16 protein-coding genes, 1 tRNA gene and 1 riboswitch are annotated in these 26328 nt (G+C 69.2%); of the genes, 4 read left to right on the top strand and 13 right to left on the bottom strand.

Annotation, left to right across the window (positions count from 1 at the left end):
- Positions 1 to 254 precede the first annotated feature (254 nt).
- The 6 genes from pepQ to ubiA all read right to left on the bottom strand — a co-directional run bounded on the left by pepQ (position 255) and on the right by ubiA (position 8867).
- Positions 255 to 1574 carry a Xaa-Pro dipeptidase gene (gene pepQ / locus M0G41_RS17905; protein ID WP_248211548.1) on the bottom strand — a complete coding sequence of 440 codons (1320 nt, stop codon included), beginning with the start codon at positions 1572 to 1574 and terminating at the stop codon, positions 255 to 257.
- 61 nt (positions 1575 to 1635) lie between these two features.
- Positions 1636 to 2679 carry an FAD:protein FMN transferase gene (locus M0G41_RS17910; RefSeq protein ID WP_248211549.1) on the bottom strand — a complete coding sequence of 348 codons (1044 nt, stop codon included), beginning with the start codon at positions 2677 to 2679 and terminating at the stop codon, positions 1636 to 1638.
- Between the two features lie 31 nt (positions 2680 to 2710).
- A complete protein-coding gene (locus M0G41_RS17915; protein ID WP_248211551.1) occupies positions 2711 to 3058 on the bottom strand; it encodes a PilZ domain-containing protein in 348 nt (115 codons plus the stop codon).
- A complete protein-coding gene (locus tag M0G41_RS17920) occupies positions 3055 to 5559 on the bottom strand; it encodes a DUF1631 family protein (protein ID WP_248211554.1) in 2505 nt (834 codons plus the stop codon). Before M0G41_RS17920 ends, M0G41_RS17915 begins: the two co-directional genes overlap by 4 nt.
- Before the next feature lie 228 nt (positions 5560 to 5787).
- Positions 5788 to 7587 carry a TonB-dependent receptor domain-containing protein gene (locus M0G41_RS17925; protein ID WP_343226506.1) on the bottom strand — a complete coding sequence of 600 codons (1800 nt, stop codon included), beginning with the start codon at positions 7585 to 7587 and terminating at the stop codon, positions 5788 to 5790.
- Positions 7588 to 7723: 136 nt separating this feature from the next.
- A riboswitch (cobalamin riboswitch) is annotated at positions 7724 to 7898 on the bottom strand.
- Between the two features lie 27 nt (positions 7899 to 7925).
- Complete coding sequence (gene ubiA / locus M0G41_RS17940) at positions 7926 to 8867, bottom strand: 4-hydroxybenzoate octaprenyltransferase (RefSeq protein WP_248211556.1); 942 nt, start codon at positions 8865 to 8867, stop codon at positions 7926 to 7928.
- Positions 8868 to 9354: 487 nt separating this feature from the next.
- Here ubiA and M0G41_RS17945 point away from each other — a divergent pair, with 487 nt between their 5' ends.
- Positions 9355 to 9591, top strand: coding sequence for a hypothetical protein (locus tag M0G41_RS17945; RefSeq protein ID WP_248211559.1), 237 nt, complete (start codon positions 9355 to 9357; stop codon positions 9589 to 9591).
- Between the two features lie 45 nt (positions 9592 to 9636).
- On the opposite strand, the gene M0G41_RS17950 is transcribed toward M0G41_RS17945, so the two are convergent.
- The 4 genes from M0G41_RS17950 to M0G41_RS17965 form a co-directional block, all read right to left on the bottom strand.
- Entirely contained in the window at positions 9637 to 12414 is a 2778-nt protein-coding gene (locus M0G41_RS17950) for a sensor domain-containing protein (RefSeq protein WP_248211561.1), read from the bottom strand.
- Between the two features lie 69 nt (positions 12415 to 12483).
- A tRNA-Arg gene (locus tag M0G41_RS17955) sits at positions 12484 to 12560 on the bottom strand.
- Positions 12561 to 12671: 111 nt separating this feature from the next.
- The gene (locus M0G41_RS17960; RefSeq protein WP_248211562.1) at positions 12672 to 13688 is read right to left on the bottom strand and encodes a hypothetical protein; all 1017 of its coding nucleotides are present in this window, start codon (positions 13686 to 13688) and stop codon (positions 12672 to 12674) included.
- 103 nt (positions 13689 to 13791) lie between these two features.
- Positions 13792 to 14442, bottom strand: a complete 651-nt coding sequence (locus tag M0G41_RS17965; RefSeq protein WP_248211564.1) for a ParA family protein — start codon at positions 14440 to 14442, stop codon at positions 13792 to 13794.
- A gap of 222 nt (positions 14443 to 14664) precedes the next feature.
- Between M0G41_RS17965 and rho the strand changes: the two genes are divergently transcribed.
- Together rho and dusB are read left to right on the top strand one after the other, a co-directional pair.
- The gene (rho, locus tag M0G41_RS17970) at positions 14665 to 16335 is read left to right on the top strand and encodes a transcription termination factor Rho (RefSeq protein ID WP_248211565.1); all 1671 of its coding nucleotides are present in this window, start codon (positions 14665 to 14667) and stop codon (positions 16333 to 16335) included.
- A 55-nt stretch (positions 16336 to 16390) separates the two neighbouring features.
- The gene (dusB, locus tag M0G41_RS17975; RefSeq protein WP_248211566.1) at positions 16391 to 17383 is read left to right on the top strand and encodes a tRNA dihydrouridine synthase DusB; all 993 of its coding nucleotides are present in this window, start codon (positions 16391 to 16393) and stop codon (positions 17381 to 17383) included.
- A 269-nt stretch (positions 17384 to 17652) separates the two neighbouring features.
- Here the strand turns inward: dusB and M0G41_RS17980 are convergent, their stop codons facing one another.
- Both M0G41_RS17980 and M0G41_RS17985 read right to left on the bottom strand, forming a co-directional pair.
- Complete coding sequence (locus M0G41_RS17980) at positions 17653 to 18789, bottom strand: fatty acid desaturase family protein (RefSeq protein WP_248211568.1); 1137 nt, start codon at positions 18787 to 18789, stop codon at positions 17653 to 17655.
- Between the two features lie 3 nt (positions 18790 to 18792).
- Entirely contained in the window at positions 18793 to 19881 is a 1089-nt protein-coding gene (locus M0G41_RS17985; protein ID WP_248211569.1) for a ferredoxin reductase, read from the bottom strand.
- Between the two features lie 93 nt (positions 19882 to 19974).
- Between M0G41_RS17985 and fabR the strand changes: the two genes are divergently transcribed.
- Complete coding sequence (fabR, locus tag M0G41_RS17990; RefSeq protein ID WP_248211571.1) at positions 19975 to 20628, top strand: HTH-type transcriptional repressor FabR; 654 nt, start codon at positions 19975 to 19977, stop codon at positions 20626 to 20628.
- 411 nt (positions 20629 to 21039) lie between these two features.
- Here fabR and M0G41_RS17995 read toward each other — a convergent pair whose 3' ends face one another.
- Entirely contained in the window at positions 21040 to 26235 is a 5196-nt protein-coding gene (locus tag M0G41_RS17995; protein ID WP_248211573.1) for a DNA repair ATPase, read from the bottom strand.
- Between the last annotated feature and the right edge of the window lie 93 nt (positions 26236 to 26328).

The following is a 26328-nucleotide window of genomic DNA, read 5'->3' on the forward strand; positions in this document are numbered from 1 at the left end:
CACACGGTCGAACGCCCGAACAGCAACCGCCACGCCAGACATCAGGAAAGCAAAGAAGCAAGCAACCAGAGGTTGACAGTGGACGGCACATAGAAGGAGCGCACATGGGCGCGACCGCGGCGTGACGTGTTCTCCACAGACCGCGGTCAGAGCGAACCTCCGCGGTCGCGGCCATGTCCGCTCCTACGAAGAGCCCGCCCGATCGGGGTCGGTGGCGAACGTCCTCTTCGCGCCCGAAGCGGACACTCCGGAGCCTACGCCGCTTCGGCAAACGCTTCCCGGGTGAGGTTCAGGGGCTCGGCCTCGGTGCAGACGACATCGTCCTCGATGCGGATGCCGCCGAACGGCAACAGGGCCTCGATGGCCTGCCAGTTCACCGCCCGGCTATGCGGGCCGCTGCGCAGGCGGTCGAGCAGGGAGGGGATGAAGTACAGGCCGGGCTCGATGGTCACCGCCATGCCGGGGCCGAGGGTGCGGGTCAGGCGCAGGAAAGGGTGGCCTTCGGGGCGCTCGCGGCGGGTGCCCTCCTCGTCGATCTGCAGCCCGGCAACATCGTGTACCTGCAAGCCGATCAGGTGGCCGACTCCGTGCGGGAAGAATGTCGCCGAAACGCCCTGTTCAAGCTGCGACTCGGGGTCCATGTCTACGATGCCGGCATCGCGCAACAGGCCGGCCAGGCGGCGGTGGGTATCGAGGTGGATGGCGGCGTAGTCGGCGCCGTCGCGCACCTGGTCGCAGAGGGCGCGCTGGATGACGTCGACGGCCCCGATCAGATCGGCGAATCTGCCCGACGCACGGGCGTAGCTGCGGGTGATGTCGGCGGCGTAGCCGGCGTGGCTGGCGCCGGCATCGATCAGGAAGGAGCGCGATTCGGCCGGCACCTCGGCCTGCTGATGCTGGTAGTGGAGTACCGCGGCATGCCGGTTCAGGGCAACGATGCTGCCGTAGGGCAGGTCGAGGTCGCCGTGCCCGGTGGCGACGAGATAGGCGCGATGGATGTCGCGCTCGCTCAGGCCCTCGCGGAACGCCGCCTCGGCGGCGCGATGGCCTCGCACCGCGCGCCGCGAGGCCTCGCGCATGCAGGCGATCTCGTAGCCGCTCTTGTAGCCGCGGTGGAAATGCAGGTAATTGACCAGAGCTTCCGGGTTGTTCGGCTGCAGGCCTTCGAGCGCTGCATCGGCCTCGCCGAGAATGGCGAGCCGGCCGCTTGCCGGACGCAGGCACATGGCCTCCGCCGGCGAGCGGATCACCTCGACATCGAAATGCTCGGCCCAGTAGCCCCCGGGCGCCTCCGGTGGCAGGTGCCAGAAATCGTCCGGCTGCAGGTAGGCCAGTCGCGGGCGCTGGCCAGGGCTGATCCGCAGCCAGCATCCGGGGTGGTGATCGAGCGGCAGCCAGGCCTTGAAGTGCGGATTGGCGGCGAAGGGATAAGGGCGGTCGTCGAGGAAGTGGTACTTCTCGACGCCCGAGGCGATCAGCAGATGGTCGTGGCCGGAGCGCGCCAGGGCGGCCTCGCAGCGCTGCTGCAGTCGGGCGACGTGATCGGCGTAGAGGTCGGCGGGCGAGGCGGTCATGGCGGGTTCCGGTGCGGTCGGCAATCCGCCATTCTGCCAAAGCCGAGCGTTCGATCCGCTTTCAGCGGCAACCTGCGCCGGCATCCAGCGGCTGGCCGAGCGGCACCACCTCGCGCTGCAGGCGGATGCGCGCCTGCATGCCGCGGGTGATAAGGAGCTCGTTCTGGTCGGTGAGCAGCAGGGCGCAGCCGATCCCGAGGTCCTGCAGGAGCTCGGCAAAGCGCGCCGGTCCGGCGATCATCAGCACCGTGGACAGGGCATCGGCGGCCACCGGGTCGCGGGCCAGGACCACGGCAAGGGCCGTTCCGGTGGCCGGGCGGGCGGTGCGCGGGTCGATGATGTGCGGCCAGCGTGCACCGTCGGGGGCGACCCGGAAGCGGGCGTAGTTGCCCGAGGTGAACAGGCCCTCGCCATCGCGAAGCTCCAGTTCGGCAAACACCGCCTGACCGCCGGCGATCGGGTCTTCGATGCCGACCCGCCAGGCCCGGTGGCCACGCTGGCCCATGGCCAGCATGTCGCCGCCAAGGGTCAGCAGGGCGTTCTCGATACCGTGCTCACGGAGGATGCCGGCGGCAATCTCCATCGCCGCGCCCTCGCCCACGGCGCCGAAATCGAGCTGTACCGCGGTCCCGCCTGTAGGCCTCAGATGGCCCTCCTCGACGCGCAGGTCGAGCAGACTCGGCCGCATGGCCAGCCAGGCATCGAGCAGGGCGGCATCGGGCGCCGGGCTGCGGATAGGGTACTCATCCGTGTGGAAGCCCCAAAGCTGGATCAGGCCGCCGATGCCGGGGTCGAAGAGCCGCCCGGTCTTGCGCACCAGCGGGCGCGATCGCTCGACCAGCTCGATGACCGAGGGCGGCGCCTCGACGCGCTCGCCGCGAGCCAGGGCCTCGTTGATCCTGACCAGGTCGCTCGGCTGCCAGGCGTGCCATTCACCGGTCAGCCTGAGCATGGCCGCCGAAGCGGCAGCGATGGCCTCGCGTGCGCGGCCCGGCGGCGCGCCGGCGATATCCAGGCTGGCTTCGGTGCCCCATACCAGCAGCCGCTCCCGGACCACCTCGGCGTCCCGGCTGCAGGCCAGCAGGCCGGCGCCGAGCAGCAGCACAGCCGCCGCCCGCGTCAACCCCCGGCGCGCCTCAGGCAAAGGCCCCGCCTGGCTGGTTGACGAAGGTGCGCAGCATGTCGAGGTCATCCGGCGCCAGATCGATGAAGCGGAAGCCGTTCCAGAACGTGCCGGAAGAGGGACTGGCCTCGGACCAGAGCTGGTGGGCGCCGACGCTGAACTCGTGGCTTCCGCCCTTCGGAAGGCGCAGCGAGAAGTTAAGCTGGAACAGGGCGTCATCGACGCCTTCGCTGCGCGAGAACAGCAGCATGCCGGTCTCGGAGAGGTTGCCCATCCGGCCCATGACCTCGTCGGTCATGCTGTCGACCACCTGGACGACCTCGGATAGCTGGCGACGCTTGGCCCTGCGGAACTCGTTCATGCACTCACCTGCGCCGGGCGCAGGCCACCTTCGCCGCCACGGCCACTGAAGGTCTTGAGGGCGCCGACGATGGCCTTCCAGGCGCGGTCGACGATCGAGGTGTTGGCATCGGCCATCAGGCGGATGCGCCCGGCGACCATCTCGCGGGCGAGGAAACTGAGATTGAACTCGCCGACGCGCTGGCCACGGTGGTTCACGAACAGGGCGTGGCCGGTCATCGGGCTGTACCAGGACAGGCGTCGGCGGGTGGCGCCGCCGGCTTCGTCCATGAATTCGAACCAGGTGCCGAAGGGCAGCCGCTTGATCTTCTGGTATTCGGCCTGCTCGCTGGCACTCAGCTTGCTGGGGTCGTCACGCTCACCCTCGGCATCGGACCCGAAGCGCGGGCGCTGCTTGAGCTTGAGGCTGAGTTCGGTGCGGCTGGCGGCGTCGTCGGCTTCTTCCTCCGGCGCCTGCGAGGTCAGGCGGTTGCTGACCGCCTGGGCGTCGTCGGCGTGGTAGCCGACCTGCAGCAGACCCTCCTCGATCTCGCCGCGCAGCGATTGCACTTCCTCCTCCGGGACCGCCGGCGCGGCAGCGGGCGACTCGGCGCGCTTCTCGGCGGCCTCGATCAGCCGCTCGGCCACGCCGATCTGGTGCTTGACCTCTTCCGACTCGGGGCCATGGCGCAGCATGCTCAGCGCGAGGACGTCGCTCCAGCTCTGGTTGAGCAGGCTGGTGGCAAAGCGGGGCACGCGGCGCCCCTCGGTGAGCCGCCCGACCGCCTCACTGGCCTGCAGCCGCGCCATCTCGAGCTTTTCCTTGCCGCGCGCGGCTTCCACATGTCGCCGCTCGGCGACCTCGGCGCGCTTGACCTGGACCTGCAGATGCTGGCGAACGTCGTCGAGCAGTTCCTGCAACAGCCCGACGTCGCCCTTGAACTCGCCGACCACGCGATCTACCACGCTGCGCATGCGGCCGAGCATGGCCTGGTCGGCGGGGTCATCGGAACTGAACCAGTCGGCCGTCTCGGTGACGGCATTCAGCAGCTGCCGCGCCGGATGGTCGGTGTCATTGAAGAACGCCTTGTCCTCCAGCGCCACGCGCAGCAGCGGCACCTGCAGCTTGGTCAGCAGGCCGGCGGCCGGCGACTGCGGGCGCAGATCACGGACCAGATGGTCGAGCAGCATGCCGACCAGCTCGATGGTGTCGTTGTACTCCGGGGGGAGACCGACCGCCGAACCATCCGGCTGCGTGCTGCGCAATGCGTTGAGCACATCCTGCTTGAGGTGGGCGACGCTGCGTGGCTGGGCCTTGCCGTCCTTGATGACCGGCGCGGCGTTGGTCTGCTGCAGGCGGTCCAGAACCTGGTGCACGGACTCGGGTGAGGCGACCGCCGAGGGCTCGACCGGCTGGCTGCGACCGAAGCGCCCGCTCAGCTTTCCGACCAGGGAGCGCCGGTTGGAGAGCAGGTGGCGCAGGGTGTCGTAGAGGACCTGGTCGCCGTCCCCGTCTTCTTCGCCGGAATCTTCGCCCGCGGCCGCGTCAGCGGCGGCAGAGGCCGGCTGCGAGGGCATGCCCGGCCAGCGTGGCCCTTCGCTCATGCCGGCGAAGGGGGCGCCCCAACCGTTGCCCGCCGCGGTCGGCGCATGGGCCGACGCGGACGCGGGTCGCGCGGCGCCGTTCGCGCGGGCCGCGACGCCTGGCGCCGGACCCGGAACCGCAGTGCCGGGGCCGGGGCCGGCAACGCCGCCCATCGCCGGAGCCGGCTCCTCGACGCCCGCCTCAGGCCCGGCAGGCTCGGCGGCCGCCCCCGCGTCCATCGCCGGGGCCGGCTTGCCCTGTGCCTGGGCAGTCGGCTTTGCCCGGTAGGGCACGTAGGTCAGATGGGGCAGGATGCCTTTCGAGGCCAGCCAGGTGTTGAGCTTCTCGAACAGGGTCGAACTGAGCGCGGTGAGCTGCTTGTCGAACTGCCGCAGCAGCAGCATCCGGTGTTCATTGCCGAGGTCGAAACACAGGGCCGCGTCGGCCACCATGCGGCAGAGCTGGGCCGGACCGATCGGCAGGTGCTGGGCATCGAAGCCCGGCTTGCGGGCCAGGACGCCAAAGCGCTGTCCGAGCAGGAACAGCGACAGGCCGGCACGCATCTCCGCGTGTCCGGCGATCTCGGTGAGTACGGAGCGCTCGTCGACCTCGCTGGTCTCGACCAGGGAAAGCCCGCCCGAGCCCGGCGACCCCGCAGCCTTCGATGTCGATGCCGCCTCGCCCGAGTCCGGGTCGCGCAGCCCGGCCAGCGCGGACTCGAGCCGCTGGCGGAAGCGCGGCAGGAACTGCTCACCGCCCTCACGCACGTGCCGGAGCGCCTGCATGTGCTGGGTCTGGGTGGCCGGGTTGCGGGCCTGCTCGGCGAGCACGAAGAGCTGGGCCTCGAACTCGGAGAGCGAGTTGAGGACGGCCCGCTCAAGCTCGGCGGAGAGCTGGCGGAAAGCCCCTTCGGCCAGCGCGTGAACCTTCGGCGGCAAGCTTCGTGTAACGAAGCTGGCCAGCTTCTTGCCGTTCGCGGAGGGCGCTGGTGGGGTGACGCCAGCCATGGGAGGCCTAGAGTAGGTCGTGACCTCATTCTATGCCCCCCGGCCCGGGACTGACTAGGGAAATGCCCTATTCACGTGTCCCTCTTCACACCATACAGACAGTTGCCACGAAGCAGCTGACCTCCAGCGTCCGTAGCGGACGCTGGAGGTCACGCCGGCCTATTGCCCGGCGTTCCAGCGCAGCTGCAGCAGACTGGCCGTACCCGCGGCATTGAAACCTCGCGCCAGCTCATAGTCACGATCGAACAGGTTGTCGACCCGCAGCGAGAGCGACCAGCGCTCGGCCAACGGCCGCTCGATGCTCAGCCCGACCAGCCCGTAGCCCGGCAGCTCGCCGCCGAAATCCGGGCGTGGTGCCGCGGCGTGCAGATCAGCCTGCAGCCACCATTCGCCGAAGCGACGCGCCAGCTCAAGGTTGGCCTTGCGCGGAGCCCGACGCAGCAGGTCGCTGCCGGTGATCTCGTTGCGCGCCTGTTGCCAGCCGAGGTTGCCGCCCAGCCGCCAGTCCGAATGCTCGCGACGCCAGCTGAGCTCGGCACCGCGCAGCCGGGCACGACCCACATTGATCGCGGCGAAGGTGCTGCCACCGGAGAAGTCGACCAGGTCACGCACCCGGGTGTCGTACACCTGCAGGTCCATCGACCAGGGCGAGGCGCTGTAGCCAAGCGCCAGCTCGGCGGTGCGCGAACGCTCCGGATCCAGGTCCGGATTGCCGGCGAACAGGCCACCGAAGCCGGGCGAAAACAGTTCGTTGAGGGTCGGCGCACGGAAACCCTGTCCCAGGTTGCCGCGCAGCTGCCAGGCCTCCGTCAGCTCGAAGCCGAGCGCGGCCTGCGCCGAAGCGCGTCCGCCGAAACCGTCGTAGTCGTCATGGCGCGCGGCCAGCTCCCAGCTCAGTCGCGGCGCAGCGCCGCGCCAGGCGATGAAGCCGGCACGATGTTCGCGAACGCCGGCGTACTTGTCGGAGCCGGAAAAGGTGTCGATGGACGCACCATCGTCCTCGACCCAGGACAGCCCCCACAACACAGTGTTTCGCCCTTGGGCGTAGGCAAGATGCTGCCAGTCGAGCTGCCGCCGGCGGGTTTCGAATCGGGAGAAGAAGGCCGGCGTGTCATAGACATTCTCAGCCTGGCTGGCGCGCAGGCTCCAGCCCTCCTGATCGGCGCTGGACAGACCCAGCGCCAGCTGGCTGTTGCGCAGGTCGGAAACGCCGCGGTCGAACTCCAGTTCGCCCTCGGCATGGTTGGCCTGGGCGTCGAACAGCACGCCGCCCAGCGGCAGCTCGACGTCCACGACGGCGTTCTGCTGCTCGAAGCCATCCTTGTCCGGGTCGAACGAGAAGCCGCGCGGATTCTGCGAATTGAATCCTCCGGTATCCACCGCACCGACGCGAACGCCGATTCGGCCCTCGCCCAGTGCCCAGCCGGCGCCAGCCGCGGCACGCCAGGTGTCGTGGTTGCCAATGCCGACGGTGGCGTCGAAGTTCTGCTGGCGACGGGTGAAGATCTGGATCACCCCGCCGATGGCATCCGACCCGTACAGCGCCGCCCGCGGCCCGCGGACGATCTCGATACGCTCGATCTGCTCCAGCGGCAGCTGCTCGAAGGCATAGGTGCCGGCGGTGGAGGAAGAGACGCGGACGCCGTCGACCAGCACCAGGACCTGGTTCGAGTTGGCGCCGCGCATGAACACCGCGGTCTGCGCGCCGAGCCCTCCGGTGCGGACCACGTCGAGGCCGGCCTCGGCACGCAGCAGGTCGACCAGATCGAGCGCGCCGTAGGCCTCGATCCGCGCGCGGTCGATGACCGATACGCTGGACAGGGTCTCGTCGATGGCCAGCTGCAGCCGGTTGGCGGTGACCACGACGGTGGGTTCGCTGCGCAGCGGCGATTGGGCCTGGACGGCCGCGGACGCAGCCAGCAGGGCGACCGCCCCGGAGCGGAAGATCGATGAATTCACGTGTATTGCCTCCTTTGTAACGCACACCCGCGGATGGACGCGCGCGGGAGGGAGGCGGCGAGGCGATGAGCGGACGCATGGAACGCGGCGCGATCACTCCGCACCGTTGCCCACCGCAACGCGCAGCTGCGCGACGACATGTCGCGCGCCCTGGGCCGGTCTCCGGACTTGCAGGGCGGGCAAAACCCGATGTCCTCCGCCTTCCCGGCCCAAGGCCAGTGGCAAATGGAAGGACTACACCTGCTTACCGTTGCGGGGGCAGTGCCGGACTTGCACCGGCTTCCCGAGCACCCGGGGCGGCGCGCAGTGTAGGGACGGTGAAGGCTGGCGGCAAGCGATCAGCGCAGGGCGAACCCGCTGGCGATGCCGAGGAAGACCAGCATGCCGACCCAGTTGTTCTGCAGGAAGGCCGCGAAACAGGCCTCGCGGCGGCGGCTGCGTGCGGTCCAGAACTGCCGCGCCACCAGCAGGGCGACACCGAGCAGCGACCACCAGTACGCATCGCCGAGGCTCGCGCGCTGGCCGATCAGCAGCAGGCCGAAGCCGAAAGCGGCGTAGAGCACGCCCTGGGCGACCAGGTCCATCTCACCGAACAGGATAGCCGTGGAGCGCGCGCCCATGCGGATATCGTCATCGCGGTCGACCATGGCGTACCAGGTGTCGTAGGCCGTGGTCCAGACCACGTTGGTGGCAAAGGCCAGCCAGGCCAGGGTCGGCACCTCGCCGAGCACCGCGGCAAAGGCCATCGGGATCGACCAGCCGAAGGCGACGCCGAGATAGACCTGGGGAAACCATGTGTAGCGCTTGAGGTAGGGATAGCTGGCCGCCAGCGCCACGCCGGCGACGCTGAGCAGGATGGTCAGCCGGTTGGTGAAGAGGACCAGGATGAAGGCCACCAGGCAGAGCACGGCGAACACGGCCAGGGCCTCGCGCCCACCGACCTCGCCGGTGGCCAATGGCCGCTGGCGGGTGCGCTCGACATGCGGATCGAGCCAGCGGTCGGCGTAGTCGTTGATCACGCAGCCGGCCGAGCGCATCAGCCAGACGCCGAGGGAGAAGATGAGAAGCAGGTGCCAGGGCGGCAGCCCCTCGGCGGCCAGCCACAGCCCCCACCAGGTAGGCCAGAGCAGCAACAGCCAGCCGATTGGCCGGTCGCCCCGGACCAGCTTCCAATAGTGCGGCCAGCGTTCGCGCAGCGACCAGGCGCCGGCCTGCGAACCCGCCGGCCGAGCCGCCGAGGGCGCCTTGACCGACGCCGGCCTGGAAGGTTTCTTGGGCATCGCGGAAGCGTAGCGGCAGCGCGAAGAGCGCCGCAAGCGAAGGGCAGGGATGGGCGCGAAGTTCGCATTCGCCACGGTTCATCAAATGGGCCGATATTCTGTGGGAGTGCCCTTGGGCGCGACCGCGGAGTTCCGCTCTGGCCGCGGTCTGTGGTGAATCCGTAGCGCTGCGGTCGCGCCCGAGGGCACTCCCACAATTTGACTGCGGCAAGGCCTGCTTTGCAGCGCAAACCGGGCCTGGCAACGCCGTTGCACGTAGGAGCTAGCTTGCTGGCGATAGGCACCCCGGAAGGGACGATCGCCAGCAAGCTGGCTCCTACATTCGGGTGTTGTGGAAGGTCTGCTTCGCGCCCCTACCCGCCCTTCCAACCACCCGACAGGTGAACCCAGGGCAACAACCCCTTCCTCCCCGCGTCACGGGCTTGGCAGACTGGCGTCTGGAACGCCTATCGCGGCCCCGCGCCGCCCGCACATGCAGGAGTCATCGATGTCCCAAGGTCAAGGCAGTGCCGGCAACGTTCTCGCAGCGCTTGCCAGCCTGATCATTCCCGGTCTCGGTCAGCTGCTCCAGGGCCGCGTGCTCTGGGCGATGTTCTGGCTGTTCTTCGGCTGCATCGGCTTTCTGGTCACCTGGCTGATCACGCTCAGCCTGTTGCCCTTCGGCTGGTTCGTGGTCTCGTTCTTCAGCTGCATCCACGCCGCGGTGTACAGCCCGCGGCGTTGAGGTCAGGACGGAACGGCGGCAGATCTTCCTGCCGTCCGTTCCGATTCAGAATCGCCCGGTCTCCCGCGCCCATTCGGTCAGCACGGACGCCGGCAGCGGTCGGGTGAACAGATACCCCTGAGCCTCGTCGCAGCCGATCTCGCGCAGCCGCTTCGCCGCCGCCTCGGTTTCCACGCCCTCGGCCACGACCTTCAGGTGCAGGGCATGGCCGAGCCCCACGATGGCCTCGGACAGGCGCTCGATCTGGATGTCCTTGAGCAGTTCGAAAACGAAACTGCGGTCGATCTTCAGGTGCTTGACCGGGAACCGGTGGAGGTAGTGGAGGTTGGAGAAGCCGGTACCGAAGTCGTCCACGGACAGGCTGACCCCGCGGGCCTCGAACAGGGCGAAACTGCGTCGCAACGCCTCGCTGTCGCGCATCAGCGCCGACTCGGTCAGCTCGAGCTCGAGCCGCTCGGGCGGCAGAGAGCATCGCTCGCAGGTATCGATGACCATGCCGGCGAACTCCGGATCGCGCAGCTGTATCGCCGACACGTTGACCGCGATCCGTTCGAAGTGGAGTCCGCCCGAGATCCATTCCCGCGCCTGACGGCAGGCCCGCTCCAGCACCCAACGCCCGATCGGGATGATCTCGCCGCAGTCCTCCGCAATCGGGATGAACTCGCTGGGCGAGCGCTGCTCGCCGTCCGGGCCGGTCCAGCGCAGAAGAGTCTCGATACCGCGGATCCGACCGCTGGTCAGGCTGATCGTGGGCTGGAAGACGAGGCTCAGCTCATCCCGCGACAGCGCCAGGCGCAGCTCCTGTTCCAGGGTCAGCTTGCGCTGGATCCGCTCGTAGAAGGCATCGCTGTAGAACTGGAAGCTGTTGCGACCGCGCTCCTTGGCGGCGTACATGGCCGTGTCAGCGGCGCGCAGGAGCTGTTCCAGGGTGGGGTGCGACTCGCTGAGCACGGCGATGCCGATGCTGACGCCGACCTGCACCTCGGTCTCGCCGAGCAGGACCGGCTGGTTGATCGCGTCGATGATCTTGCGCGAGACGGTGGCCGCATCCTCGGCACGCGCCAGCTCGCGCAGCAGGACGAGGAACTCATCGCCGCTCTGCCGGGCGACCACGTCGCCGGTGCGCACCGCGGCGCGGATCCGGCCTGCGACGTCGAGCAGCAGCTGGTCGCCGGCCTCGTGGCCAAGGGTGTCGTTGACGTACTTGAAGCGGTCAAGGTCGAGAAAGAGCAGGGCCAGCCCGCTGCCTTCGCGTTTGGACTGGACCACCGCCGCATGCGCCAGCTCGCGGAACTGGAAGCGGTTGGGCAGGCCGGTCAGGGTGTCGTAGTGGGCGAGCTGCTCGATGCGTTCGCCGGCCTCCCGCTCCTCCGTGATGTCGCGGGTCAGTCCGGTGACCCGGAACGGCTTGCCGTCGCGGCGCTCAAGGCGGCCGGTGATGCGCAGCCAGATGCGTTCCTCCTGCGGAGTGATGAACTGCACCTCGATGGTGTCCTCGTCGCGCTCGCCCGCGATCATCCGGCGCACCGCCGCTTCGAACACCTCGCGCGAATGGCCGAGGTAGTAGGGCTTGGTCGAGTCTAGGGTGACCGGGGTGCCGACCGGGAATCCATGCAGCCGGTAGTTCTCCTCGGTCCAGCGCAGCACGCCATTCTCGACCTCGAATTCCCAGCCACCGATGCGTCCAACCTGGGCGACCCGGTCCAGCATCTCGTTGCGGATCCGCTCGGACTCCTCGCGGATGACCCGCGGTGTAATGTCCTGGGCGACGCCGAGCAGGCGTTCGATGTGCCCGTTGTCCTCGCGCAGCGCTTCGCCGCGGACCAGCACCCGGCGCGCGCCCCCCTGGCGCTGCAGGTCGAGCTCCAACGAAAAAGGCTCGCCGCCGACCCGCAGCGCAATCAGGGCCTTGCGGAAGGCCTTCTGATCATCACCGCGGAACAGGGCGGTCAGCCCCTCGATATCCGCAGGCGCCTGCTGGGTACCGGTGATGCGCAGCAGGCCCGACGAGCACCACATCGACTGCTGCGCCGGATCCCAGGCCCAGGCCCCGGCATCGGCCAGACGTTCGGCCTCGCTGAGCAGCAGTTCGCGATCGCGCAGGCGGGACTCAAGTGCCTTCAAGCTGCTGATGTCGACATGTGACCCCACCATCCGCTCGGCCCGCCCCTCCGGCGACCATGCGAGCACCCGGCCACGGTTCAGCACCCACATCCAGCGGCCGTCCGCGAGCCGAAGACGATACTCCGCGCGGAACTCGCGACTGCGACCGCGGAAGTAGTCCACCAGGCGCTGGCGGGTCGGCTCGAAATCATCGGGATGGACCCGCGCCACGTAGTCTTCGGCGGTGACCTCCAGCACCCCGGGCCCGAGTCCCAGCAGGCTCCCCCAACGGGGCGCACAGAACACACGCTGGGCGCTGATCTCCCATTCCCAGAGATCGTCGCCAACGAACTCGCGCACCATGCGCTCGCGCTCGGCCGTGCGCAGATCACCGCGCCCAAGCGGCAGTACGCACAGGCAGGCCCCGGCGCTGCGCCCCGGTCCGTCGCGAAGGGAAACCAGCTGGCAGTCGAAGGGCTCGGCGCCCAGCTCGATGCGCCAGTTCACGTGGCGCTCCGGAGCCGCGCGAAGTTGGGCCAGGGCCAGCTCCAGGCGGCTCCGCAGCACACCGTGGGTGACCTCACCGAACAGGCGCTGACCCTCGGCATTGCCCTCCAGCCAGTTGCCGGCAGCGTCGAGAAGGATCAGCGCGTGCGGAAGCGACAGCTGCAGCAGACTGCGCGCCGCGGAGATTTCGGTGGGTGCCGGTGACGTCGACATGCCGTCACAGCATAGCGTTCCGCGCCACCCGGCGCCGCTGGGGCGAAGGGTGGCGCGAAATGCGGAAGATGGCGCGCCCGAGACGATTCGAACGTCCGACCACCGCCTTCGGAGGGCGGTACTCTATCCAGCTGAGCTACGGGCGCGTGGATGTTGCAATGTGTCCGGCCAGCCGCGCGCAAGCGGGCGGGCCGGCCGCGAAGTGTAGCAGAAGCTCGGGGCGGCAAGCGTCGCCCCGGGTCAGTGGCGATCCGGCTTCAGTGCTTGCGGTGCTTGGCCTTTGTGCTCTCCAGGCGGGCCTCGGCGGCACGCAGGGCGGCGGTGCGCTCGGCGGACAGGGACTTCTCGACCGCGCCCTCGCTGCTGAACCAGGCCAGGGGCAGGGCGGCGGGGGCCTTGGCGACGCCCTTGCTGGGCCCGATGCCTTCCTGGACGAAGCTGCGGCTGGCGCTGCGGAAGCCGCGAACCGGATAGAACACGGTCGGATTGCTGCCCTTGAGGTAGACCGAGACCTCGCCCTGGAAGAAGTTGGTGCCGGTGGTCAGGAAATAGGCCGCGAAGGTCTGCGAATCATTGTCGACCACCATCACCTGCTCGCGGCTCGAGGGCACGAATTCGAGCGTGGCGCGATGGTCGCGGACGTCGCTGTTGCTGCAGAAGCCGCGCAGGCTGTCGGCCGGCCGGCAGCCCTCGAGGAAGTCGCCCTGGCTGTCCGAATCGAGCACGTCGAGCACGGTGATGTCGCCGAAAAAGCGGAAGTCGGCGTTCGGGTTGTCGGCAAAATCGAGCACCATCTGCCACTCGCCGAGCATCTTGGTCAGCTCGATGCGCACCCCGGGCAGGGCCTGCTGGTCCTCGGGGCGCTTGAGATAGAACTGGAAGCGCTCGATCGGCATGGTCCGACCGCCCCAGCGCAGGCTGGCGCGGGTGGTGTCGTTGGGGTCGAAGATGATCGTGATCGGGCCGCCGGCGCCAAGGAACTCGCGGTTCGGCCGATACGGACAGCCCGGGCAGTTGCCGTTGGTGAAGGCATCGAGCACGCCGTCGAAGCGGGCATTGCCGCTCATGAAGCCGGTCGCGGTGTACCACTGGGCATTGCCGGCGCTGTCGTAGGTGTAGGCGGCAGCGACCAGGAAGTTGTCCTGGATCTCGATGAAGATGCCGGTGCCCGGCTCGTTGGGGTTCCACCAGACGCCGCTTTCCGGCGTATAGGCACGGGCCGAGGTGCTGCCGAGCACGGCAAGCAGGCACAGCAGGCTCAATCGCAGCAACATCTGACCGGACTCCCGATAGGCTAATGCATGGACGCTAGGCCGAACGCGCTTAATCGGCGCTTAGTAGGGCCGGCCGGCACTGCATCGACATGGGGGTCGCCGTTCAGCGTCCGCGCCGCGCCCGGTTGACGTCGCGCAGCCAGGTGAACAGCGGATCCCAGTCCTCCTGCTGGGCCAGCACGGCCTGCGAGCCGTAGTCGAACATGGAGCGGCCCAGGCCATGCAGCACGGCGTAGGCCTGACTGTCGCGCAGCTCGGCGACCAGGGGCAGCGGCCAGCGGCCGAGCTCCTCGACCGCCTGCTGGCTCAGCGTGGTCCAGGGCCGCAGGCGATTGCCGACCACGGCCGCGGCCGGCCGGTTGCGGCGCACGCCCGGGTCCTCGCGCAGGCGCTGTACGAAATCGAGGCCGGCCTCGAGGTCGACCCGCGCCGGCAGCACCGGCACCAGCACCGCATCGGCGATCTCGAGAAAGGGCGCCAGCTGCTCCGGCGTGCTGCCGGCCGGCGAATCGATGACCAGGCGCTGGGTATCCTCCGGCAGGCGCTTGCGCCAGCCCTTGCGGCAGCCGTCGAGGGCGACGACATCCTCTACCAATGCGGCGCGCCGCTCGGCCCAGCGCAGGGCCGAGTGCTGGGGATCGGTGTCGAGCAGCACCGAACGCTTGCCGGCCAGGGCGAAATAGGCGGCCAGCTGCGCGCTGAGGGTCGACTTGCCGCTGCCGCCCTTGGAACTTGCGACCAGGATTGCGAGCATCGCCTTCAACCTGTCGTTCAGCCGGCGGCCACGTTGCCGCGCCCGCTGGCCCGACGCAAGTAGGCGCAGGGCCGTTTCGACCGGCCGAGCCACGGTGCTTGTCGTAGCGCGGCGCGGAATGCTAGTGTTGTCAAGCAATCCGGTGCCCGTTACGCGGCACTGTTCTTCTCTCCGGTTCACGTCCCTACCTGACCCGACGCTCGCCCCACGCGAGGAATACCTGTGCACGACAACTCATCCGACCTCGGCGGCGCTGAAGCCGCCGCGCGCGAGACGCCGTCCGCGTCCGCCCAGGACACCCCCAAGGAAAAGACCCGTTCGCGTCGCGAGCAGGCCGACAAGCCCGCCGACAGCGGCGGCGGCGACAACCCGCAGCAGGGCAAGGGCGATACGTCGTCCGAGTCCGGCGAGCAGGGCGGCGCCGACAAGGGCGATGGCGGCAATGCCGGCAATGGCGGCAACCAGCGCGAGGGCCGCGGCCGGCATCGAGATCGTCGCAACCGCCGCGGCCGCGACCGCGATCGCGGAGGTGGTGGTGGTGGCGACGACCAGCCCGAACGCGGCAACCGCGACGACCGCCCCGACCGCGGCGATCCGCTTCCGCCGTTCCAGCTGCCGCCCAATTTCCCGACCTATTCGCTGACCGACCTCAAGCGCATGCACGCCGGCCAGCTGCTCGAGATCGCCGAGCAGATCGGCCTGGGCGAGGCGGTGGCCCGTCTGCGCAAGCAGGACGTCACCTTCGCCCTGCTCAAGGCGCTCACCCGCACCTCGGATGGCGTCGCCGGCGAAGGCGTGCTGGAAATCCTTCCGGACGGCTTCGGCTTCCTGCGCTCGGCCGATGCCAGCTACCTGGCCGGCCCGGACGATGTCTACATCAGCCCGAGCCAGATCCGCCGCTTCAACCTGCGCACCGGTGACTACATCATCGGCAAGATCCGTCCGCCCAAGGACGGCGAGCGCTACTTCGCTCTGGACAAGGTCGCCACCATCAATGGCGAATCCCCCGAGGCGAGCAAGAACAAGGTCCTGTTCGAGAACCTCACCCCGCTGTTCCCGCGCGAGCGCTTCAAGCTCGAGCGCGGCAACGGGTCGACCGAGGACATCACCGGTCGCATCCTGGACCTGATGGCGCCCATCGGCCGCGGCCAGCGCGGGCTGATCGTCTCCCAGCCCAAGGCCGGCAAGACGATGCTGATGCAGAACGTCGCCCAGGCCATCATCCACAACCATCCGGACGTGCACCTGATCGTCCTGCTGATCGACGAGCGGCCCGAGGAAGTCACCGAAATGCAGCGCAGCGTGCGCGGGGAGGTGGTGTCCTCGACCTTCGACGAGCCGGCGGCGCGCCACGTGCAGGTGGCCGAGATGGTGATCGAGCGGGCCAAGCGCCTGGTCGAGCACAAGAAGGACGTGGTGATCCTGCTCGACTCGATCACCCGCCTGGCGCGCGCCTACAACACCGTGGTGCCGAGTTCGGGCAAGGTGCTGACCGGCGGCGTCGACGCCAATGCCCTGCAGCGTCCGAAGCGCTTCTTCGGCGCGGCGCGCAAGGCCGAGGAAGGCGGCTCGCTGACCATCCTCGCCACCGCGCTGATCGACACCGGCAGCAAGATGGACGAGGTGATCTACGAGGAGTTCAAGGGCACCGGCAACATGGAGGTGCACCTGGACCGCCGGATCTCCGAGAAGCGCGTCTACCCGGCGATCAACATCAACCGCTCGGGCACGCGCCGCGAGGAACTGCTCATCGAGCCGGACTTCCTGCAGAAGATCTGGATCCTGCGCAAGCTGGTCCACGCCATGGACGAACTGGCGGCGGTCGAGTTCCTGCTCGACAAGATGAAGAACACCAAGACCAACGACGAGTTCTTCAATTCGATGAAGCGCTGAGCACAAGCGACCGGCCCCTCGCCGGTCGCTGTCCTCGCCAAGTACAGGTCCGGCCATGCAGATCGGCCCCTACCGCATCGATCCCCCGCTGGTCCTGGCCCCGATGGCCGGGGTCACCGACAAGCCGTTCCGGCTGCTGTGCAAACGGCTGGGTGCGGGCTATGCGGTGTCCGAGATGACCACGGCCGATCCTCGCCTGTGGAAGACGCGCAAGAGCCTGCTGCGCATGGACCACGCGGGCGAGCCGGAGCCGGTCGGCGTGCAGATCGCCGGCGCCGACCCCGCCGTGCTGGCCGAGGCGGCGCGGCACAACGTCGAGCACGGCGCGCAGATCATCGACATCAACATGGGCTGCCCGGCGAAGAAGGTCTGCAACGTCTGGGCCGGCTCCGCCCTGCTCCAGGACGAGGATCTGGTCGGCCGCATCTGCCGCGCCGTGGTCGCCGCGGTGGACGTGCCGGTCACGCTGAAGATCCGCACCGGCTGGAACGCGGAGAACCGCAATGGCCTGCGCGTCGCGCGGATCGCCGAGGACGCCGGCATCGCCGCCCTCGCCGTGCATGGGCGCACCCGCGACCAGCTCTACACCGGCCATGCCGAATACGGGTTGATCGCGCAGATCAAGCAGGCGCTGTCGATCCCGGTGCTGGCCAACGGAGACATTACGGATCCGGCCAAGGCCCGGGAGGTACTGCGGCAAACCGGCGCCGATGCGCTGATGATCGGCCGTGGCGCACAGGGCCGACCGTGGATCTTCCGCGAGATGGCCCACTTCCTGGCCACCGGCGAGACGCTGCCCGAGCCGGGTGCCGACGAGGTCGGGCGCATCCTTCTTGAACATCTTGATGCGCTCTACGCCTTCTATGGCGAGGAGCAGGGCGTGCGCATCGCGCGCAAGCACCTCGGCTGGTACGCCAAGGACCGCCCGGAGAACGCCGCCTTCCGCAGCGTGGTCAACCGCGCCACCGACGCCGCCGCCCAGCGCGCGCTGACCGCCGACTACTTTGCTGCCCTCGCCGCCGGCTGCAGCCCGGCGATGGCGGCGTAGCGATCCGCCGGCGGGCGGCTCGGGGCGCGAAGTTCGCATTCGCCCCGGTCCCGCTGTAGGAGCCAGCTTGCTGGCGATAGGCGCCACGGATGGGACGATCGCCAGCAAGCTGGCTCCTACATTCGGGTGTTGTGGAAGGTCTTCTTTGCGCCCAAACCCGACCTTCCTGCCGCGCCGGGACGCGACGTCCTCACTGGGCGAGATGCCGGGGCGCCCACCCCTCCCCACCGCATCGCGCCCATGCCGCGCAGCGCGGGGGACGGCCGCTGCTAGGCGGGGGCCAGCTCGCGTGCGGGGCGGGACTTCGACGGGCGGCTGGGGAAGGTGTGGCGCAGGAGGCGCCAGACCACCTGGCCGAACTGCCGCGGCAGGGAGCCGGTGTTGTAGTGCTGCCCGTAGCGGGCGCAGATCTCGCGCACCCGCGGCGCGATCTCGGCGTAGCGGTTGGCCGGCAGATCCGGGAACAGGTGGTGCTCGATCTGGTGGCTGAGGTTGCCACTCATCACGTTCATCCAGCGACCGCCCTCCAGGTTCGAGGAGCCGCGCACCTGGCGCAGGTACCAGTGGCCGCGTGATTCGCCCACCACCGACTCCTTGGAGAAGGTCTGCGCCTCGGTCGTGAAGTGGCCGCAGAAGATGATCACCCAGGTCCAGACGTTGCGGATCAGGTTGGCGACGATGGCACCCAGCAGCACGGGCAGGAAGAACGGGCCGGCAAGCAGCGGCAGGATGACGTAGTCACGCACCACCTGGCGCAGCATCTTGCGCCGCACCGGGCGGAACTCCCGGCGAAGTTCGGCGCTGCTCATTCGGCCCTTGATCCAGCGGCCGAGCTTGAGGTGCTGAATGGCGATACCCCACTCGAAAAGCAGGGCGAAGACCGGGGCGATCAGCGGCTGGGCGAGGTAGAACGGGCGCCAGCGCTGCTCCGGGAAGATCCGCAGCAGGCCGTAGCCGATGTCGTCGTCCATGCCGCGGACATTGGTCCAGGTGTGGTGCTGCAGGTTGTGCGTGTGGCGCCAGTTGTCCGAGGTGCCGGCAATGTCCCACTCGTAGGTGCGGCCGGCGAAGTGCGGGTCACCCATCCAGTCGTACTGGCCATGCATCACGTTGTGCGCCAGCTCCATGTTCTCGAGGATCTTGGACAGCGCGAAGAGCAGGGTGCCGGCGATCAGCGCCGGCCAGAACACCACCGGCAGGAAGGCGCCGAGGATGGCGCCAAGCAGCAGCAGGGCGCGACCGAGCAGGCCGCTGACCTGCACCCAGGCGGCGACGCGGCGGATATAGTCGGCATCGCGCTGGCCGAGGCTGGCCGCGGTCTCGGCGCGGATCGCGTCCAGCTCGACAGCGAAGGCGTCCAGCTCGGCCTGGGACAGGGGGCGGTCGGGATGTTGGCGGCGGGCCATCGCTTACAGCTCCAGGACAAGATCGCCCAGCGCGGCGCTGACGCACAGCTGCAGGGCGGAGGCGGGTTCGTTGGAGACGCTGCCGTCACGCAGGTCCCGGCTCGCTCCCTGGCGCTTGGCACAGGAGCAGGTATGGCAGATGCCGCGGCGGCAGCCGGCGGTGACGTCGACCCCCAGCGCTTCCAGCGCGCCGAGCAGGGGCGTGCCGCGGGCGACCTCGATGGTCTGGCCGCGCAGGGCGAGGGTGATCCGCGCCAGCCCGCCGGTGGCCTCCTCGACGGCCGGCGGGGTGAAGCTCTCGCTGTGGAAGGCGGCGACCCGCCCCTCCAGCAGACCGCGCGCTGCGGCGACGAAGGCATCCGGGCCGCAGGCCGAGACCTCGGTCTGCTCCAGCGGCAGGCCGAGCGCGGCGATCTGCGAGGCGTCGATGCGGCCCTCGGCCTCGTCCGCGGCGGCGGCGGCTTCGCCGGTCAGAAGAAAGCGCAGCTTGAACGCGTCGTTTCCGCGGGCCAGCGCGCGCAGCTCGTCGACGAAGCACAATTCATCGCGGCGGCGCGCCCAGTAGGCCAGGGCCAGCGGCGCGGGCGACGGCTGCGCCGCCCACTCGCGGATCATCGCGATCAGGGGGGTGATGCCGCTGCCCGCGGCCAGGAACAGGCGCGGCGCGAAGGCCTCGCCGAGGTTCATCGCGCCGAAGGCCTGGCTGATCCGCAGCACGTCGCCGCGGCGCACGCCGTCGCACAGCCTGCGGCTGACCTGGCCGTCGGCATAGCGCTTGACCGTGATCCGGAAGCGACGCGGCCGGCCGGGCACCGGGCTCGGACTGTACGAGCGGGTGATCTGCCGACCGTCGATCTCGACCGAGACGTTGAGGTGCTGCCCGGCGCGCAGGCCGCGCCAGTGGCGGTTGGCGCGCAGGGTCAGGGTGACCGCGTCGGCGCTGGCCGCCTCACGGGCCACGACCCGCGCCACCGGCTGCTGCCAGGTCCACAGGCGGGAAAAACGGGTCGACCAGAAGTCCAGGGCGGCCGGAGTGATCAGGCGCTGCAGGCTGCGGCGCAGGCGCGAAGGCGCGGCGTTTGAAGGGTTCATGGCTGAGGAGTATACAGGTGTCTGCACACCTGTCTATACACCTGTATATTCGGCCATGGGCGTATCATTCAGCCAGCTCTCCTGGCGCCCGCCGTGACCAAGTCCCCCTCCCCTTCCGCCGAGGCCGCGCACACCGGCCGCGGCACCATCGCCCGTGAAGACCTGCTTGCCGCTGCCCTGCGCCTGATCGGCCCGCACCGCAGCGTCTCCACCCTGAGCCTGCGCGAGGTGGCCCGGGAGGCCGGCATCGCCCCGAACAGCTTCTACCGGCATTTCCGCGACATCGACGAACTCGCGGTGGCCCTGATCGATCTCGCCGGCCAGTCGCTGCGGCGGATCGTCGGCGCCGCGCGGCACCGCATCGCCGGACCTGGCAGCCTGATCCGCGGCTCGGTCGAGGCCTTCGTCGAGCAGTGCCGCGCCGACGACAAGCTGATGCACGTACTGCTGCGCGAGGGCACGGTGGGCTCGGACGCCTTCAAGCAGGCGGTCGATCGCGAGCTGAGATTCTTCGAGGACGAGCTGAAGACCGACCTGGTCCGCCTGGCCAAGGCCAACGGCGCCCATATCGAAGAGCCGGCCCTGGCCGCCAAGGCAATCACCCGCCTGGCCTTCGCCATGGGCGCCGATGCCATGGACCTGCCCCCGGAGCACGACCGCGAACTGGTCGAGCAGCTCAGCCGGATGGTGCGGATGATCGTCGTCGGCGCGCAGTCGCCGGCGGGTCAATCGCCGGCAGACGGATAGGTCAGGATTGCTTCGGGCGCGAAGCAGACATTCATAGGGTGCGGCTGGCCGCACCGGACATGCCTTCCGAACGCCCGTATCGGTGCGCCCAGGCACAACCCATGGGGCTTCGCCGACGCCCAACGAAGCCCGACTGTGGGAGCGTCCTTGGGCGCAACCGCGGCGCAACGGATTCACCGCAGACCGGGGCTAGACCGTAACTCCGCGGTCGCGCCCAAGGGCACTCCCACATTTTGACTACGGCAGGGCCTGCTTTGCGGCGCCAACCGGACCTGGCAACGCCGTTGCGTGTGTAGGAGCCAGCTTGCTGGCGATTGTCCGGTCCGGGGTGCCTATCGCCAGCAAGCTGGCTCCTACGTTCGGGTCATGCGGTACCTCCGCTTTGCGCCCTCAATAGCCCTTCGCCGCGCCCTACCCCGCCTTCCCCCCGCCCATCCTGCGCGCGATCTCGCGGAGGATGACGTTCAGCGCATCGTGCTGCTCGGCGCGTTTCTCCATGCCCTGTACCAGCGGCTTGAAGCCCAGCTCCAGCGCGTTGCGCAGGCCGCCCAGCCACATCGCTGATTCGGTGGCGGTGTCGCGGTTGAAGGTGCGGGCCAGGGCCTGCTCGTCGAGGATCCGGGTCAGCACCTCGAGCAGGGCCTGCCAGTGAGCCTCGTTGCCCGCGTCGGCGGCCTGCGCCGCGCGCTCGCCGAGTCGATTGACGCCGTCGGCCAGGTCACGCAGCTGGGCGACCACCCGGGTCGCGGTGTCGGCATCGGCGCCGCCGATGGCCTTGTTGCGGGCGTAGTCGCGCTTGATCTGTGCCCAGCGAGCGGCCTCCTCCTCGGTGTGCGTTCCCAGCAGCTCGCCGAGCTTGAGCAGGTTCTCCTCGGCGCCGGTGGTCAGCAGCTGCGATTCGCCCTGATAATGGTCGCGGATCAGCTGGTCGCGTTCGGAATCGTTCATCACCGCGCTGACCTTCTCGGCCAGCTTGTTCATGTTGCGGTAGCTGCCCTGCAGCTTGAACGGCGGCTCGGTGCGGTAGGCATCGGCCTGGGCGGCGCTGGCGATGTACTGCATGTTCACCCTGAACACCACCTCACGCAGTTCCATCATCCTGCGCAGCACGCCCTCGATCTCGCCGAGCTCGGCCGCGCTGTAGTGGTGCGAGAGGTCGTTGGTGGAGAACGGCTTGCCCTCGACCTTGTCGATGATCCGATAGAGGTCGTCGAGGCGGCGGGTGGCCAGCGGCGCCAGCACCGGGTTGGCGGTCAGGCTGTTCTCGACATAGCTGAGCAGGAACACGTCCTGGCGCCCGCCGAGCACATCGCCGAGGTTGTAGACGTCGGCGCGGTTGGCCAGCATGTCGGGGATGCGGAACACCTCGCCGGACTCGGTATAGGGATTGCCGGCCATCACCACACAGAACTTCTTGCCGCGCAGGTCATAGGTACGGGTCCGCCCGCGCCAGACGCCCTCGATGCGTCGGGTGCCATCGCACAGCGAGATGAACTTCTGCAGGAACTCGGGATGGGTGTGCTGGATGTCGTCGACATACAGCATCACGTTGTTGCCCATCTCCAGCGCAAGGTTGAGCTTCTCCAGCTCCTGCCTCGAGGTGGCATCCGGCGCCTGCGCCGGGTCCAGCGAGCGCACCTCGTGGCCCAGCGCGGGCCCATTGATCTTCATGAAGATCAGGCCGAGCCGGTGGGCCACGTACTCCATCAGGGTGGTCTTGCCGTAGCCCGGTGGCGAGATGAGCATCAGCAGGCCCATCAGGTCGGAGCGCTTGCTCTCGCCGACCGTGCCCATCTGCTTGGCGAGATTGTCGCCGATGATGGGCAGGTAGACCTCGTTGATCAGCTTGTTGCGCACGAAGCTCGCCAGCGGCCGCGGCTGGAACTCGGACAGCTTCAGCGTGCGGCGCTCGCGCTCGAGCAGGGCGTGCCGCGCCTGCTGGAAGGCGGCAAGGCCGGGCAGGAACTCGCTGCGGTGCCGCTGCAGGCGCAGCGCCAGCTCGTCGACGCCGAAAACCAGGCGACCGTCCTCGATGCGCGGGTGCTGGCCGAGCAGGCCGTCCACCTCGGCGCGCAGTTCGGCCTCGCTGTAGCGGATCGGTATGTGGTGGTCAACCAGCACCAGGGCGGCGGCCTCGGGCAGATAGTCGCGCCAGCCCTCGGGCGGCGCCTCCCTGGTAGCAAACAGGGCACCCAGCCACTCCGCGGACAGCGCGTAGCGCGCATCCATTCGCGGGCCCAGCTCGCGCAGCGCGGATTCGAGGTCCTCCCAGCGCCCGCCATGGGACAACGCGGCCTTGAGCTGCTCAAGCAGTCGGCCGGCGTAGCGGCTGACCGCGAACTGCGGGTGCTCGGCCGCCAGTTCGTCGACCACGTATTCGGCCGCGCGCTCGATCTCGGCCGACAATGGTGCGAGCCCGCGCTGCTCGACGAAGGCTTTCAGTCGCGCACGAACGTCCCTGATCAGCGCGGCGCCTGCCTCGCGTGCACCGAGGCTCTCGCGCAGCATCCGGCGCTGGCGCGCACGCAGCGGCCACAGCGCGACGTCGGGCTCCTTCTGCAGCGCCTCCCAGGCCAACATCCCCAGCGCCCGCGCGGCGGGTGGATGGGCAAGCGTTCCGGCCGATTCACGGAGCGGCAGCCAGGCGCGCAGGATGCGAGCGGCATCATGGTCGTGGATGCCCTTCTCGTAGCCATCCTTGTAGCGCGGCGCGGCGAAGGCGCGGACATGCCGGTCCAGCGCTTCGCCCTCGCCCAGCGCGGCGCGCAGCGCAGCGAGGTCGAAGCCGTCCTCGCTGCGCTCGGCGGCGGCCAGCACCTCGGCGGCGAGGAACTCGCCGCGGTACAGCTCGTCGGACTCCGAGGCGAGGCTCACCGACCAGTAGGGGCGCAGCGCATCCAGCGCCGGGTCCTCGATCGGGGCGAAGTAGTCGGTGCCGGTCAGGTGCAGGGCGAGCTGTTCACCGCGCGGCAGCAGGGTCAGGTCCAGCGGCTGGGTGTTGACCGAGAAGCGGTGCCGAGGGCCGAGCTTGATGACCTCGCCGCCGGCCTCGAACAGGTCGGTCTTGTCGCGCAGGCCGCGCACCGCCTGGTCGCGGGCGGCCTTCAGCCGCGCCTCGACGTCATCGGCCTTGACGCTGTCATGAAGGGCGCGCAGTCGCTCGATGAGCTCGCGCAGCTTGAGGATCAGCGGATCGCCGGCGAAGAAGGCGTTGAGTTCGTCGGGGTCAGTGAAACGGGCCGTTCGGCGCGAAAAGCCTTCGAGGATGCGCAGGGCCGCATCCTGCACCGCCTGCGCCTTGCGCTGGCGCTCATCGACCAGGGCCTGGCGGTGGCTCTCGAAAGCCTCCAGCACCTCCTCCCGCTTGGCGAGGATGTCCTGCAGGAATTCCTCGTGCTCGCCGAACTGGGTTTCCAGCTCTTCCAGCTGGACCAGGATGCGCGCCATCTGCTCGTCGCAGCGCTCCGGATCGCTCGACGCGCCGAGCGCTGCCGTGACGCTCTGCCCGAACAGCTGGAACTGGGCGCCGAACTGGGCGACGGCTTCCGCCGAGCCAAGCTGCCGGCGCCGTTGCGCGGCGCGCGCCTTGGCCTGGTTGAGGCCGGCGTACAGAGCCGAGATCGCCTCCACCACCCGGGTGCGCTCGGCGGCGTCATCGATCTTCAGCCCGGCCATCAGCGAGGACAGCATGTCGAGGTCGGCGGACAGCGCCTCCATGGCCTCGATCACGGGCTTCAGCGCGCCCGCGCCCGTCGCCGCCTGCGCCTTCGCATCGAGATCGGCGAGCCTTGCCTTCAGCGGCGCCAGCGCGGCCTCCTCGCCGAGGAAGGCGGCGGTCGCCTGCGACAGCGCGTCGTGGCGCTCGCGCAGGGCGCCCTCCAGCGCGTCGATCTCGGCGACGTCGATGTAGCGGTAGTCGCGGATGGTCAGCAGGTGCCCACGCTGGCGGGTCAGCGCGTTGAGACGCGCGGTGTAGTCGTCGATCGACTCGCAGCGCTCGGGGGTGGCATCGGCCAGCAGCTCGGCCTGCCGCGTGCGCGCCTCGCGCAGGGCGGCATCGCTCTGCTGGCGGATGCTCTCGACCTTGGCGAACTCGTCGAGCACCGCGGCGCCGGTCTGGGCGATCTCGCGCAGCAAGGGGGCGAGGTCAGCGCAGTGGCTGTCCTCCAACCAGTGATGCAGGTCGAACAGGCGTCGCGCGTCCTGCACCAGCTGGCCGTAGCGCTGCGCGCTGACGCTGTCCGCGGCGATCTCCCGGCGCAGGGCCATCAGGTCGGAGATGCCCCGCACCAGGGGCGCGTTGCCGATGCGGCCCATGAAGCTGGTCCGCGGCGGCGCCGCGGCGGCGTGCTCCTCGCTCGCGAAGGGCGTCTGCCAGACCTGCATCGGATGCACCCGGGTCGGCTCGTCGCTCTCGCTGCTGAACACGACCATGCGGCCATCGTCGAGGCGGGCGTAGCCGTGGCCGAGAATCGGCGTCTGCAGGGCGCGCTGGATCATGTTGTAGGTGAACAGGGCCACCCGGCCGTGCTCCGGCTCGTAGAACACGTAGAGCACGTCCTCGCCATTCGGCGAGCGGATGGACCGCGCGAAGTGCATGCCGGCCATCGAGCGCTCGAAGGTCTTGTACTCGCCGGACGGCAGCAGGTAGCCGCCCGGGAACACGATGCCGTGGTCCTCGGGCAGCTGCACGCAGCTCTGCCCTATGGCGTCGATGCGCCGCACCTCGCGGGTCAGGGTGTTGTAGACGAGGTGCCGCCAGACGGTCTCGCGGTAGGGCAGCACCCGCAGCAGGATCAGCGCACCGAGCCGGGCGTACTCGATGCGCGCGTCGTCCAGTGACTGGGTCTGGTCGTCCACCGGCTCGCGGTAGATGCCGAGCCCGTCCTGGGTGTTGTTCTCGATCTTGATGGTGAGGTCACCGCCGACGGTCTCGACGAACACCGTGTCGAGGATGTTCATGTGCGGGTGGCGGCCCTCGACCATGTCCTCGCGGGTACAGGCGGTCCACTCGAAGTCCCAGGCAGGCGGCGGCGCGATGTCGCGCTCGCCACGGTTGTCCACGTACTGGGTGCTGCCATCGGGCGCCACGCGCCAGCGGAACACGCGGACGTCGCCCAGCCGCTCGCCGATCTGGAAGGACGCCAGCAGCCAGCCCTCGCGGCGCGCCAGCTGCAGCAGGCGCGTGTTCTTGTAGTAGGCGTAAAGCTCGCGGAAGTCCTGGGCGAAGCTGTCCTCGGCCAGGAAGCTGCCGGCCAGCGGCACCGGCTCGACGTCCCAGGCCTCGTCGTGCTTGACCAGCCGATAGAGCGAGAACACGTCCTCGACCCGCGTTTCCTTCTTCAGGCCAAGGAAGACGTTGTAGCCGAACAGCAGCAGCTCCCCGACCTGGGCAATGTCGCGCGCCACGCAGTTGTGCTCGGTGCGCACGCGCAGGCGGCCGATGACCTCCAGCCGGCTGCTGCCGAACTCCTCCAGCCGCTGGGCATTCAGCCCTTCGGCCAGGCCCTGCAGCTTCTCGCCCTGCTTCTCGAGGCGCCGGCGCAGCACCTCGTAGGCGCCGCCTTCGGCAACGGCCTGGTCTACGGTGGTGGGGGTTTCGCTCATCGTGGTCGCGCTTCCTTGTGGACGATGAGCCAGCTTGCTGGTGATCGATCGTTTCGCTCGACGAATCGCCAGCAAGCTGGCTCCTACAAAGGG

Origin of the sequence: Pseudomarimonas salicorniae, assembly GCF_023156535.1 — a bacterium.
Lineage (GTDB): Bacteria > Pseudomonadota > Gammaproteobacteria > Xanthomonadales > Xanthomonadaceae > Pseudomarimonas > Pseudomarimonas salicorniae.